The sequence below is a fragment of the Calditrichota bacterium genome, from assembly GCA_016867835.1.
GTDB lineage: Bacteria > Electryoneota > AABM5-125-24 > Hatepunaeales > Hatepunaeaceae > VGIQ01.
This window is the reverse complement of record VGIQ01000076.1, coordinates 1-14,068: the sequence shown is the minus strand read 5'-3', so window position 1 is coordinate 14,068 and position 14,068 is coordinate 1. Positions and strand designations below refer to the sequence as shown.

Genomic DNA, 14,068 nt, shown 5'->3' with positions numbered 1-14,068 from the left:
TATCATCAGGAGAGAAAGCGATCGGAAGGTTGACCGTGAGTTCGATCGGTGAATCGAATCCGAAGCCGCCGCCCAGATTGCCCTCCCGGTCGAAGGCGACAACCCGGCTTCTTCCATCATTCAGATAAACCGTTCCAAAGATGTATCGGCCGCTCCAGGTCAGGTTCTGCAAGCCAAACTCGGATTCGCCGCCAAGATTGGGCTGGTCGAAAGATTCTTCGTCAAGATAGGCGCCTTCCCGGTTATAGACATTGATCACAAACCGGTTCTGGCTGCGCTGGCTGACATAGAAAAGAGAGTCAATATAGACAATGCCACTCGCCACACTATCCCCCGCAGCGCCGGTTACCGGAAACTGATGCATAAGGCCGAGAGCCGGCAGTGAGCCATCTGGATAAACGACCCGGGCATCGGAGATCTCAAGCGGTCCATTGCCGCTGTTGTGAACTGTTATGTCTGCGTCGGTGAGCGAGCCATCGGGCCGAAGCGAGCGTTCGATGCGGTCAGTCGCCTGAATGGCCGGCTGCCCCATTCGAACCAGCGGGACGTTTGTGATCTCTCCCGAGACGACCTGAAAGGAGAGGAACGAGCGGGCAAAGCCGTCGCGGCGATAAGACACGTTTTCGTAGTCGCCGGGGCGAAGGTCATTCAGGCTGTAGTTGCCGTTGGCATCGGTTATGGTCTCAATACCGCGAGGGTGAAAGACGATTACGTCGGGAACGCCTTGCTGGATGTTTGAGGCGAGGACTACCCGGCCGCGGACGTCGCCGCGCGGCATTCGGACTCCGGTGGTGAACTTTAGGGCGAAATTCTCAGTGATGGGTGCCGCACCTGGGGCGTACCGGTTCCAACGTGCGTATTGAATGCCGTCGCGGTTGTCGGGGCTGCGAATGCCGACGACGGCAAAGCGGCTGCGCGTGTCGGGCCCAGCCATACTCTGAAACCGGCGGTATTGATAGATGATTTCGGAGTCGCCAGTAGGTGTCGGATAGAGTTCAGAGTTGTGAAGGAGGATCTGAAAGTCAACCTGCGCGGTGATCAACTGGTCGCCGGCACCCTGATAGAGTTGAACATCGCTCCATTCGATGACGAAGAGTCCTTCATTGGCGAATTCGTAGGCGAATACTCCGAAGCGCCCAAAGTCGTCGAAGTCGATGGCGATATTCTGCCAGAGCGGGCAGAGTTGGGCGAATGGCGCGGCGCCGCCGGGGATTTCGGAAGCGTTATGGGAAGTGAAGTCGATCGAAGCGGGATCAAACGAGGCCCAGCCGTTAGTCGATACAACGAGTTGATCGAATTCCTCTCCGTAATAGCGCACCGGGAAGGGGAGGTCGATCAGTGTCGAGGCGCCGGCTTGACCGCGCAAATCGGTAATGTCAAGGCGCTGGCCGCGGGCCTCGAAAGGCTCGACGTCGGCGTTGATCTCACGCCAGCGAAAGAGGGGCCGCTCGGGCCAACGTTCATCGCCGCTGTCGAAACAGAGATAGCCATAAGCATCCGGCCCGACGGGATCGCGTTCGGCGGGTTCTCCGATGCTGATTTCAATCGGCAGGGCGATTCGAAAGCCGTCGCCACTCTCGATGCGAAGTTCCAGGCGCGCAGTCGAGCCGGGAACGAAGTAGGAATCGATTGCAATAGCATAAGGTGCATCCGGACGGCCGGCACGATCGGGATCAAGCGAGGCGATGTTGCGCGCGCCGACTAAGACCCGGACGTCGGGCGACAGGCTGACAAGTTGGGTAGCAAGCGCTCCAGTCGCCCGATTGCCGCGATTGACAATGGTCGGCAGGATTGTTCCATTTTGCCCGGGAGCGATGTTGTCAAGTGCGAGTTCGCCCTCAAGAACCGGGCGAGGTCCGGCAGTCGTGAACTCGAAGGCGGCTTCCTGACGGATATTCTCGCCGATCAATAAGTCGATCTGGACGCGAATGCGGGTGCCGCCGGGGCATTCGGCGGAGAGCGTAAGGTCAACTTCATCGGCCAATCCACCGCTCTCGCCGGAATTGATGTCGTCAATCCGGGCGCGATCCCGGGAGAACGAGAGGAAGGGGCTGTCGGACGAGAACTCGGCGACGATGTTGCTCGCGTCATCACGACCATTGTTGACCAGTGTCAGGGTAAAGTCAACGCTCTCGCCATTGACGACGATGCCATCGCCCTCCCCATCGACTGCATACTCAACCATCTCCAGGCTGACCGGCGATGCCTCAACCTGCCAATTAGTTACGTAAGTCTTGTAGTTATGCTTGTTTAATGATATGGCGAGATTATCTTCGACCAAGCCGTCAGGAATGGTGAAGCGGACTGCCCCATCGCCATCAGTCATGGCTACAAGTTGGATGGCATCAGGTTGGCTGATGACAACGACGGCGCCAGAGACGGGTTGGTTTGTCGTAGAATTGCGGACGACGAAACTGACCGAACGAGCCCCGGGTTGCAGGTTTTCCGGCAGCGAGGTGGCAAACTGCCCGGGCGCTGCGCTATAGATGCTGATAGTGGGATCGCCCAAAAGGCGGATCAACCGGGTGGCGTAGTCGAATGCAACTACCGTGTCATAGCCGGTCTGTTCAGCCCAGGCGCGCTCCGATGCCTGCTCCAGGAGAGCCGAGAGATAGAACTCAGCCGGGGTCCACATATTCGAGTCTATGGCCTTGACCGTTCCCTTAAGGAAAGGCTTGATGTGGTGGTTGTCCCAGTTGTAGGTGTTAAGTCCCAGCGCTCCGACCGGCCCGCGCGGGTCATTCTGCTCCACCCGTGCGAAGAAGGGATAGAGTATCGGAGGGCCATAATGGTTCATCAGAGCGACGAGAAAGGGATTGCTAAGGTGGTTACCATCCATATCCCGGGTGTCGGCAACGTCGTTATAATCTTCCTCGTTGACCGCACCCCAGAGATAGCCGTTATCAAGAACGAGCGACGCGCCGCCCTCTTCCGTTAGCATAGTGCGGAATGAATTGAAGGCTTCGCCGTCACGTCCGCCAAGAATAGTGGTGAACTCCCGGTAACCGTTACGAGCGAGGACATTGCGCATCCAGAAGATGAATTCGCGGTCGTCGGCAAGCGGCTGTTGACCCGGGTCATCGTGATCGGAAATGACTGCTGCGCGATACTGCCACGGTCCCCGCGGTGCGACCGGATCGACCTCATAGCGCAAGGAACGGTCGATACCGCCGATTAAACTTGCCGCGGTGGGGAACATTAATCGAGATATGATGATCTCTGGGAATAGGTCTCCCTCGCCATCAAAGGTGCCAAATTCAAGATCGCGATTCAAGTTGACTTCGTCCTCTTCGATCTGCCCTATCCGGCCATTATAGCGCTCCTCGAAAAAGGACGGGAAGAAGAGCCTTTCATCACGATCGATGGCCGCGATCAGTTGGTCGCTGCCGACAATGATCAAGTAGTCGAGTCCCTCCTGCTCGTAGCGTGGGATGACGAACTGGTCTTTGATCTCCTGTGGAGTCAAGTCACCGGCATCGATGGCGACGGTTTCGACCTCGTAGCCGAGCCGCCGCTTGCGGTTGGCAAAGTCCCGGGTGATGCGGTTGCGCGCCAGTTGGTCGTCAAGTGCTGATGGATAGAGTATCAACATCCGGCCGAGGGAGGTGGCAACATCGTCGCGGCGGGCGGTCCACTCAGAACGGGGATTTATTACGAACGACGCGAGGACACGACCAAAGAGCGGTCCGGGATCTCGGGCCGGCTTTATCGACTCGAAGACCCCGGGCTGGGAGGTGAACTCCAGAGACACCTCGATCCGGCTGGCAATATATCCTTCACCGTAAGGGTCAATTCCAACCGGCGCTACGCCGATGGGAACAAGCCTTACGCCTCGCATTAATCGGGGCTCGCCAACCTTTACCAGAGGCTGCTCCGCATGCATTAGGTCGGTTTCCAGGCCGTCAGCGTTTCGACCATTTACTGACACCACAGTTGCCCGAACACTCCCTCGTGAGGGAATCGCCACCCAACGTTGAAAGCGTGACGCTATGATGAGGTCGGAGAGCGCATTGCTATCATACGGAAGCGGCGTCTGTGGCAGGTCGAACGTGAGATGTAGCGACGTTGAGCCGTGCTCGATCACCGACACGGAGCCCGTTCCAATCGGAAGGTCCAGAGTGGTGGCAGGTCGCGATGACCCTGCGCCAAAGACTCGAGAGGTCAACGCGATGCAGAAGAGAGCAACCGCAAAGTCGGAAGGGCGACGATGTGAGCGGCGCGAGTTGCTGAACACGAGTGTTAACTCCTTCAAGGGCGATGAGTCTGTTTAATGGACGATCAAGCGGCGGGGCTGTCGATCCCGCCGAGCCGGTATTCATTCAGTTTATTGCGCAAAGTGCGAATCGAAATGCCGAGTTGGTCGGCAGTCCTCTGGCGTTGACCCTGGAAATGCTCAAGAGTCGCGAGAATGTGGCGCTTCTCAATCTCGGCAAGGGTAAGCAACCCGTCGGAGTCAGAAGCGAAAGAGACGGGCATTGATACCGATACGGAGGTTCCTGCAAACTCTATAGGCGGTTCATCCATCAGGAAGAAGTCGCCAAGTTCGATTTGATTGCCCCGACAGAGCACCACGGCGCGCTCGATGGAGTTTTCGAGTTCCCGAACGTTGCCGGGCCAAGGCGCGTGGAGAAGATAGTTCATTGCCGGCTGGCTGATCCGTTCGACGGGGCGTTCGTGCATCCGGGCATAACGCCTCAGAAAGTGATACGCCAGGACCGGAATGTCCTCCGGACGCTCGGTCAAAGTCGGCAGTTTGATCGGTATCACATTGAGACGATAAAAAAGGTCCTCACGGAAGCGGCGCTGCTGGACGGCTTTCTCTAGATCGACATTGGTCGTCGCGACGACCCGGACATCGACCTTGACCGGATGGGGTGAGCCGATGCGTTCAAATTCGCGTTCCTGAAGTGCCCGGAGCATTTTCGGCTGTAAGCCGAGCGGAAGTTCACCGATCTCATCAAGGAGCAGGGTTCCACCGTCAGCGGTTTCGAAGCGTCCTTTGGTGGTCTTAAGCGCGCCGGTAAAAGCACCTTTTTCGTGGCCGAAGAGTTCCGACTCGATGAGTCCTTCGGGCAAAGCGCCACAGTTAACCTTGACGAACGGACCGTTAGCACGAGCGCTGAGAAAGTGAATCGCACGGGCGACGAGTTCCTTGCCGGTGCCTGAAGCACCGGTAACCAGAATGGTTGTCTGGGTTCGGGCTACAGTGTTAATGATATCGAAGATCCGCTGCATCTTCGGCCCGGGACCGACCAGCCGGTCGAGGATTTGACGCTCTCCGAGGGCGGTGCGCAGTTGCTGGTTTTCGATCAGCAGGCGACGATGACGCAGTGCTCTGCGGACAACGTAATCGACCTGATCGATATCAAGCACCGGCTTGGCCAGGTAATCGAAGGCGCCAAAGCGCATCGCCTCGACCGCCTTTTCGATGGTCCCAAAGGCAGTCAACAGGATCACCGGGACCGAAGGTTGGTAGCCGATACAATACTTGAGGAGTTCCATCCCGTCCATCCGCGGCATCTTGACGTCGCTGATGACGGCGTCGAAGGTGCGGGTTTCCAGTAACTCCTTGGCTTCGAGGCCGTCCTCGGCCGTTATGACATCGACTCCTCGCGGCTCAAGAGCGGTTACAAAGAAAGCCCGCACCGGCTCCTGGTCATCGACCACGAGGAGGCGAGCGCCGGAGAAAATCGGATCGACCGAATTGGAAAGAGATGATTCCATCAATGTTATTGAAGATAAGTCAAACTCACTGCCAAGTCAACCGGCATCTTCTGATGTTGCCAAAGTGCTGGAGTCAGACTATATTTTGGGGTTGAGTCAGAAGACGTCCCAAGACCTCCAATAGATGGGTAGCCGGACGTATCATATTACCTTTGCTGCAACCAGAACAATAGGATTCGTTTGTCCACTGGAAACTCCTACGAAGCAGTCGTCGTCGGCAGCGGCCCGGGCGGGTATGTCGCAGCGATCCGGTCGGCGCAATTAGGCCTTAAGACCGCGGTCATCGAACGAGACAAAGTGGGAGGCATCTGCCTCAACTGGGGCTGTATTCCGACCAAGGCGCTGCTCGAGTCGGCTCGCCTGCTCGACGAGATGCGCCACGCCTCCGAGTTTGGCCTGATCTGCGACAACCCACGGATAGATTGGCCGGGGGTGATCAAGAAGTCGCGCGACGCAGCTACGAAGATGTCGAAGGGCGTCGAGTATCTCCTCAAGAAGAACAAGATCGACGTTCACAAGGGCACGGCGTCATTTGCGGATCCGCATCATCTGAAGGTGTCCGGCAATGGCGGAACGACGACGCTTGAAGCGAAGCACGTCATATTGGCGACGGGGGCGCGGCCACGGCCACTGCCGGGATACGAGTTCGATGGCCAGACGACCATTGGCTATCACGAGGCGATGGTGCTGCCGGAACTGCCAAAGCGGATCCTGGTGATCGGGGCGGGTGCCATTGGGGTCGAATTCGCCTGGTTCTATTCGGTGATGGGTGCCGAGGTTATGATTGTGGAGTTGATGGATCAGATACTCCCCATCGAGGACGCTGAGGTGGCGGCGGTCGTTGAGCGATCATTCGTCAAGCGGGGCATCGCGGTGCGGACGTCGAGCAAGGCTAAGGGCGTAAAGAAGGGGAAGTCGGGCCGGACCTACACCATTGAGACGCCGAAAGGGAGCGAAGAGTTCAGAGCCGATGCATGCCTCGTCGCGGTAGGGGTGATGGCGAACACCGAACAATTGAGCATCGACAAAACCGGGCTCGAACTGCACAAGGGGTTCTTCAAAGTCGATGCCTTTATGCGGACTAATGTGCCGGGCATCTATGCCATCGGCGACTGCGCCGGAGCACCGCTCTTGGCTCATGCTGCTTCACACGAAGGCATCTGCGCCGCCGAGACCATTGCCGGGCATCCCAACCCCGGCATCAGTCACGATAATGTTCCGGGTTGCACCTACTGCCACCCCCAAGTCGGGTCGGTGGGGCTGACCGAAAAGAAGGCGCGCGAAGCGGGGCACAATGTGTCGGTCGGGAAGTATCTCTTCCGGGCAAACGGGCGGGCGGTTGCCGGTGGAGAGACTGACGGGTTCGTCAAATTCGTGGTCGATAAGAAGTATGGCGAGGTGTTAGGGGTGCACATCGTCGGCCCCGGCGCGCCGGAACTGATCGGTGAAGTGGTGTTGGGGCGGCAGTTCGAACTGACCGCCGAGTCCTTCGCAAGGACGATCCATGCCCACCCGACGCTAAGTGAGGCAGTGATGGAAGCGGCGGGGGACGCGCTGGGGGTAGCGATACATATTTAGCCATATGGAAGCGAAGGAGGGGAGCATGCACTCAGGACCAGGCCCGGAATTTGGCCAAGGAGGAGATTTCAATACAGGTATCAGCCAGATTCGTCTTTATTCCGATCTCGCCTGGCTTTGGCCCATTATGAGCCCCCCGGAAGACTATGAAGAGGAGGCTGCAAATATCCACCGCCTTATTCAAGCGCACGCTGGTCGTAAGGTCGAGACGCTTCTGGAACTAGGTTGCGGTGGGGGACATAACGCCAGTCATTTGAAGAGGCATTATCGTGTAACCGGAGTCGATCTGAGTCCGGGAATGTTAGAAAACTCCCGTCGGCTTAATCCAGAGATAGAGCATCTGGAAGGCGACATGCGAACCGTTCGATTGGAACGACGTTTTGACGCTGTTCTTATTCATGACGCAATCAACTACATGACTACCGAAGCCGAATTGACAGCGGCCTTCAAGACAGCTTGGGAGCACCTTGAACCAGGCGGCGTCTTCGTAACGCAGATTGAGCAACTTCCCGGTGGGCTGATAAATTATGGTGATAACGGTAAGCAACATAGACACGACAATACTCGCTTGGTGTTCTATGAAGATAACTACGATCCAGATCCAACTGATACAACTTATGAATGCACTTTGGTCTATCTAATCCGCGATGGTGAGGATTATCGAATCGAGTCTGACCTTCATATACTTGGTATCTTCCCGCTGACAACCTGGATGAGCCTTTTGCAGGAGATTGGCTTTAAGGTCTATCGAACAGAATACTCTGGGATGCCTATGGTGCCCAAGATGCCCATACTGGCTTGCGTTAGACCTCTTGCATGATCGCTTGGAGAGTTGGCTGTCCATACGTGCTCTTTGTGGCCACCTGAGTGACCTTCGTGTTTCAAAAAGAGCCATCCGACTACCGCCGCGTATGGGGCTTGCAACTGAAGGCTCATGCCGAAGTCCTTGGCGGGGAGCCGGATACGGTGATCTTCACTGAGCATAAGCCGGTCGTTACCATCGGCAAAGCAGGCGGGGAAGACCATTTGCTGGTCAGCCCCGAGCGGCTGCGAGAGTTAGGCATCGACCTGGTGCACACTGACCGCGGCGGGGACGTCACCTATCACGGACCCGGGCAGTTGGTGATCTACCCGATCTTCGACCTGCGGCGGCACTACCTCGATGTCCACCGATTCCTGCGCGACCTGGAGGAAGTTGCCATCCGGGTCCTGAGGGAATACGGCATCGAAGGCTTCCGGGTGCCGGGCAGAACCGGCGTCTGGACCGCGAAGGGCAAGATCGCCGCCATCGGCGTCCACGTGAAGAAGTGGGTGACGTATCACGGGATGGCGTTCAACGTTACTGATGAAGTGCTACGAGGCTTTCAGCAGATCGTTCCCTGCGGGATTGCGGACGGGGGAGTATGCAGTTTGGAGGGATGGGGGGTGAAGGAAATCATATCCATAATAGCAACAAAATTTGCAACAAACATCGAATTGCATTTTGACCACAATCAAGACTGATACATCAAGCCGTTTGGCACTGTTCAACAACGTTCAGTTTATTTACGAATTGAACCTTGCTGAACTAGAACTTTTCTCATTTGGCTTGCCTTTTCACAAGTCGAGCGATATGAGGGAATTCCGTTTACTTAATTCGCGCGAATCCATATTAGACATTCTCAAGCAGCGAACGGCTTACTTTGAGATTGTCGATGAAGATGAATCAGATTATGCAATCATATCTCGCAAGAATCGAACCCGTTCAGTTAATCAATATCTGACGCATTGGATCTATCCCTATAAAGGGAAATTCCACCCTCAAATGATACGCGCACTATTGAATATTATCGGATTGCGCCCTGGCGATACACTATTTGAGCCCTTTTGCGGAAGCGGAACGGCAGTTCTTGAAGCGCTTCTTTTAGGCATAAATTCAGTTGCCATAGATGTTTCTCCGCTATGCGTGCTGCAGACACGCGTAAAGTCGGAGTCCTACAAGGTAATCGAACGTATTGTCAAGTATAAGGAACGCCTGATAATCGAATCGCGAAATGATTTATTTTCAAATAGTCACAAATATGTAGATTTGATCGAGAAAAGCGTCGAATTGAAGGATGTTGCTGAGTTCTTCCTCTTGAGCCGAATGCTCTCTATTAGCGACCATACCCGCAGAGGAAGAGACTACCAGATTGCCCTTGCTAAGAATATCCAGTCAATGATCATGTCGGTTCAGGATTTGGCAGAACTTAAGGCTGAACTTGGACTTATATTCGGATCCACCGATACTCATATCGGCGATGCAAGATCGACTGGCTACCCCGACAATTCCTTCGATGGCATTATTACTTCACCTCCCTACTCGATAGCCCTTGATTATGTGGCTAATGATGCCCACGCTATTAGCGCGCTCGGCTATGATACCGAGATCGTTCGAGATGCCTATATCGGAGTTCGAGGCAATGGAAGTAACCGTGTGGAAATGTATAATTCAGATATGAGTGAGGTGTTTTCGGAGATGCGCCGAGTTCTCAAGCCCGGGAAGCGAGCAGTGATCATAATCGGTAATGCCACATTTCAAGGTCGGGAAATTGATTCGGTTGGTTTTACGATTGCCGGAATGCAGAACGTCGGCTTTATGCTTGAGCATAACATCAATAAGATCATATTTGGTCTCTATAATGTTATGAAGCAGGAGAATATACTTATATTCAATAAGCCTATTTAACCCTAAGAAAGGGAATATTTATGATGGTCAGAGTTCCTAACGGCAAGCTCTCTTGGGATATCAGTGCAATCGCCGATGCGCTTAAGATCTCAATTTCTGATGTTAGAGAGTATTTTACAGATGGAAGGCGAGTCTCATTTATTCTTGAACGTAGACTTGCCGTTGAGAAAATGAATGGGAAGCTGGCAACCTCTGAAGGCGCTGCATATGATCTCGTAGATGCTTCAGGAAAGAAATGGGAGGTTAGGTGCATTTCAAAAGCAGGTATCTACTTCTGTCCCAGCTACATGGTTGGCAAGGGACGACACTTTGAAGTGAAAGGCTTTCTTGATAAACTGGACGATATTGAAGGTTACATCATTGCCTATATAGAGTCGTTTCCAGATGTTCCATTCTGGATCGTTTCATCTGAAGAGGTGCGGGGATGGTGGGATGAAGGGAAATTGGGTACCACTACAAAAGTGACCTCGAAAAAGATGCTATCCTTATTGAAGTAGCAAACTATTGATCCGCACTAAAGTTCGAAATTATCAACATACCAGATGAAGATTGTTATGGCGACATTGGTCCTTTTTTAGGAGGAGGAGAATCTTGAATAAAACACTACTATTTTCAACATCAATCGAACAGTAAATACTACTATGGCAACTGCCACCAAAACCAAACCCGCACCCGCGGCGGCCAGCAGGATCAAGCCCGAGAGCAACGGCGGAACCGACTGGCGCGCAGAGGTGCTCGAACAGGAAAAAAAGCGCGTCCCGTCGCTGGTCCTGCAGCAGCAGCATCTCGAGAAGATGGACTCGTTGCTGCCGGAACTCGACATCCCGGTGCGCGAATACGGCGACCTGAAGAGAGACGGATACGTCGAACTCTATCGCCTGCTCTTTCTGATCCGCGAGGTAGAGGCACGCCTGACGCGCCTCTACCGTCAGGGTAAGATCGTCGGCGGCGTCTATCTTTCTAAAGGCACCGAAGCGATCGCCATCGGCTCTGGCTTCAGTTTGAAGCGCGGAACCGACTGGCTCTTCCCGATGCACCGCGACCTCGGAGCGCATCTGGCGTTCGGCCAACGCCCCTTCAAACTCTACGCCCAATACATGGGCCGCGCCGAAGGCCCCACCAAGGGCCGGGACGGCAACACCCATATGTCGGACCGGCATCTGCAGATCATCGGCATGATCAGCCACCTCGGGTCGATGATCCCGGTCGCCGTCGGTGCCGCTATCGGCTCACGGCTGCAAGGCAAGAATGCTGTCGCACTCACTTACATCGGAGACGGCGGGGCCTCCATCGGCGATTTCCACGAAGGCCTCAACTACGCCGCAGTCGCCAATGCGCCGTTTGTTCTGATCGTTGAGAACAACCAATATGCCTACTCGACGCCGATTATCGCGCAATACGGTGCGGCGCGTATCATCGATCGCGCTCCGGGCTACGGTATTCCCGGCGAGATAGTCGATGGGAATAACGTCTTTGCGGTCTATGAGACCTGCAAAGCGGCCGTCGATCGCGCTCGCAACGGCGGCGGGCCGACCCTGATCGAAGCCGTTACGATGCGGATGCGCGGACACTCCGAGCATGACGACCACTTCTACGTCCCGAAGGAACTGCTCGCGAAATGGGCCGAGCGCGACCCGTTACCCCGGGCCCAGAGGTTCCTTGAAGAGACCGGCTACTTGAAGGAAAAGGCCCGACTCGAACTGGAGGCGAAGACAGTCGAATACATCGAAGCCGAGATCGCACTCGCCGAGCAATCTCCCGTCCCTTCGACCGATGACCTTGAGGAATCGGCGTTCTACAGCACTCACAAGAAATGGAGGACGGACTAACGATGGCCGTCATGACCTACATCGAAGGAATCAGCGCGGGCTTGCGCGAGGAAATGCGCCGCGATCCGCGAGTCTATATTATGGGCGAGGATGTCGGAATTTACGGCGGAGCGTTTAAGGTAACCAAGGGCTTCCTGGACGAATTCGGACCTGACCGGGTCTATGACACCCCGCTCGCCGAGTCAGCCATTATGGGCGTCGGCATCGGCTGCGCGTTGACCGGACTTCGGCCGGTGATCGAGTTCCAGTTTGCCGACTTTATCACCTCGGCCTTCAATCAGGTGGTGAACAACCTCGGCACGATGTACTACCGGTCGAACATGCCCTGCCCTGTAACGATCCGCTGCCCATCGGGCGCGAACGTCCATGGCGGGCCGTTTCACTCGCAAAACCCGGAGACCTGGTTCGTGCATACGCCGGGTCTCAAGGTTGTCGCGCCTTCGACGCCTTACGACGCCAAGGGGCTGATCGTCGCCGCCATACAAGACGACGACCCGGTGCTCTATTTCGAACACAAGTTCCTCTATCGGCGCATCAAGGAAGACGTCCCCGAGGAGTCGTTCATTGTGCCGATCGGGAAAGCCGATCTGAAGCGCGAGGGCAGCGATCTCTCGGTCGTATGCTACGGCGCTGCGGTGCATCTGGCGCTCGAAGCGGCCGATAAACTCCAGCAGGAGGGCATTTCGGTCGAAGTGCTCGATATGCGGAGCCTCTATCCTTACGACAAGGAAGCCATTGCCAGGACAGTGAAAAAGACCGGTCGGGTCCTGATCGCACACGAGGACTTTCTGACGGCGGGATGCGGCGCGGAGTTTGCAGCGTTCATCGGGCAGGAGTGCTTCGAGATGCTCGATGCGCCGGTGATACGGGCGGCGTCGATGGATGTGCCGTTCCCTTTTTCGTCGGTGCTGGAAGAGCACATGGTGCTGACAACCGCCAAGGTCGAATCCGCACTCCGCAAATTGGCGCAATTCTAAGTCGCTTAGTCGTTGAGTCGCTTAGTCGTTGAGTGCGGACTATCGCAATCTCTACGACATCATTCCCATACCCTCAACGACTCAACGACTCTATATACTCAACGACTTCTGGAGCAAGCATGTCCGACGAGATCATCCGGCCTGAAGCGTCGATCGACGACATCTTCCGCATTGCCATCAAGCGGGAGTCGCAAGCGCACTATTTCTACACCGAAGCCGCCAAGTGGGTGCATTCGTCCGAAGCGCGGGAACTGCTGCTTCGGCTGGCTCGCGACGAGGTCGAGCACGAAACCGCTCTGATGCGCGAATGGAACAACATCAAAGCCGACCGCGATGTAGGCCGCGCCATGGGCGGAGATATGTGAAAGGCGAAAGGCGCAAGGCGATAGGCCAATGGCGAAAGGCTGTGCCGGTGCTGTCGGGTGTCTCACCTGGCACAACGGGGATGCCTCGTTTGCACTTCGTTCCGGCTTCAAGCCGTATCCCGGTTCTTTTCATACCGACGACTGGAACAGGGCAAGCCGAAGGCGAAGCCAATGTCGGTATTCATCGTCATTCTGAACGTAGTGAAGATCTGTCTGGCGCCAAATGGCAACAAAACAATTTAGGATTACCTTTCTCCACAATGGACTACGTTTACGCAAACATCACACTGAGCAACCCCCGCTTGCCGGACCTGAGGTCATCGAAGAGCAAGCGGGAGTCGATACGGCGACATTAGTCAATACACAAACTTTCAAATCCTAACTTTACGAGAGATAACTTGAAAGCAACTAAGAAGAAAACAACTGCTTTGTCAACTCAACGAGATACTACCGGCAAACTAAGCATTTTGCCGGGTGTTCTCTCTACAAAGCAAATAATTGAGTTGTCAAAGTCTGGTCATATTTTGGGGATTCCAGATAGTTATGTCCAAAAATATGACAATGAGTCAGCACTAGATCTTCACTTAGGTAACGTGATATACTCTATGAAAGGAAGTTACAAAGGGACCAATGAAGCTCCATATCTTCCTATTTTGCAGAAATTCGGCAATATTGAATCCTTAAATACAACAGGCATAAAACTTGAAACTGGGAAGACTTATGTAATTCCGCTTATGGAGTCAATCAAGCTGGCTAAATCAACCGCACTCTATGGAATTGCAACTGGCAAAAGTTCCATAGGTAGATTGGATGTGCTTTGTAGACTCATCAGCGATTACTCTAATTCGTACGACCAATTACCTGATGTTGAGGCTCATAAAAGATTTG

11 protein-coding genes are annotated in these 14,068 nt (G+C 54.8%); 9 read left to right on the top strand and 2 right to left on the bottom strand.

The genetic code is table 11. The features are described from left to right. Positions 1–4,090: hypothetical protein (locus FJY67_08455; GenBank protein MBM3329484.1), on the bottom strand; the 4,090-nt coding region annotated here is incomplete at its 3' end. 188 nt (positions 4,091–4,278) lie between these two features. Then, positions 4,279–5,727, bottom strand: a complete 1,449-nt coding sequence (locus tag FJY67_08450; protein ID MBM3329483.1) for a sigma-54-dependent Fis family transcriptional regulator — start codon at positions 5,725–5,727, stop codon at positions 4,279–4,281. Positions 5,728–5,904: 177 nt separating this feature from the next. On the opposite strand from FJY67_08450, the gene lpdA reads away from it, so the two are divergent. From lpdA to FJY67_08405, 9 genes are all read left to right on the top strand, one after another. Further along, the gene (gene lpdA / locus FJY67_08445; protein MBM3329482.1) at positions 5,905–7,302 is read left to right on the top strand and encodes a dihydrolipoyl dehydrogenase; all 1,398 of its coding nucleotides are present in this window, start codon (positions 5,905–5,907) and stop codon (positions 7,300–7,302) included. 4 nt (positions 7,303–7,306) lie between these two features. After that, positions 7,307–8,122 (top strand): class I SAM-dependent methyltransferase, encoded by an 816-nt coding sequence (locus FJY67_08440; GenBank protein MBM3329481.1) that lies wholly within the window; start codon positions 7,307–7,309, stop codon positions 8,120–8,122. Positions 8,123–8,169: 47 nt separating this feature from the next. Further along, on the top strand, positions 8,170–8,805 hold the full coding sequence (gene lipB / locus FJY67_08435) for a lipoyl(octanoyl) transferase LipB (GenBank protein ID MBM3329480.1): 636 nt from the start codon (positions 8,170–8,172) through the stop codon (positions 8,803–8,805). Next, the gene (locus FJY67_08430; GenBank protein MBM3329479.1) at positions 8,786–10,009 is read left to right on the top strand and encodes a hypothetical protein; all 1,224 of its coding nucleotides are present in this window, start codon (positions 8,786–8,788) and stop codon (positions 10,007–10,009) included. Before lipB ends, FJY67_08430 begins: the two co-directional genes overlap by 20 nt. Positions 10,010–10,029: 20 nt before the next feature. After that, the gene (locus FJY67_08425; GenBank protein MBM3329478.1) at positions 10,030–10,506 is read left to right on the top strand and encodes a hypothetical protein; all 477 of its coding nucleotides are present in this window, start codon (positions 10,030–10,032) and stop codon (positions 10,504–10,506) included. 144 nt (positions 10,507–10,650) lie between these two features. Beyond that, positions 10,651–11,838, top strand: a complete 1,188-nt coding sequence (locus tag FJY67_08420) for a thiamine pyrophosphate-dependent dehydrogenase E1 component subunit alpha (protein MBM3329477.1) — start codon at positions 10,651–10,653, stop codon at positions 11,836–11,838. A gap of 2 nt (positions 11,839–11,840) precedes the next feature. Continuing rightward, positions 11,841–12,815, top strand: coding sequence for an alpha-ketoacid dehydrogenase subunit beta (locus FJY67_08415; protein ID MBM3329476.1), 975 nt, complete (start codon positions 11,841–11,843; stop codon positions 12,813–12,815). Between the two features lie 119 nt (positions 12,816–12,934). Then, positions 12,935–13,180, top strand: a complete 246-nt coding sequence (locus FJY67_08410; protein MBM3329475.1) for a hypothetical protein — start codon at positions 12,935–12,937, stop codon at positions 13,178–13,180. 398 nt (positions 13,181–13,578) lie between these two features. Beyond that, the coding region (locus FJY67_08405) for a hypothetical protein (protein MBM3329474.1) at positions 13,579–14,068 on the top strand (490 nt) is incomplete at its 3' end.

Excerpts from the sequence above, each read along its gene's own strand:
- FJY67_08440 (MBM3329481.1), top strand. The coding sequence starts at position 7,307 with ATGGAAGCGAAGGAGGGGAGCATGCACTCAGGACCAGGCCCGGAATTT.
- FJY67_08425 (MBM3329478.1), top strand. The coding sequence starts at position 10,030 with ATGATGGTCAGAGTTCCTAACGGCAAGCTCTCTTGGGATATCAGTGCA.
- FJY67_08420 (MBM3329477.1), top strand. The coding sequence starts at position 10,651 with ATGGCAACTGCCACCAAAACCAAACCCGCACCCGCGGCGGCCAGCAGG.
- FJY67_08415 (MBM3329476.1), top strand. The coding sequence starts at position 11,841 with ATGGCCGTCATGACCTACATCGAAGGAATCAGCGCGGGCTTGCGCGAG.
- FJY67_08410 (MBM3329475.1), top strand. The coding sequence starts at position 12,935 with ATGTCCGACGAGATCATCCGGCCTGAAGCGTCGATCGACGACATCTTC.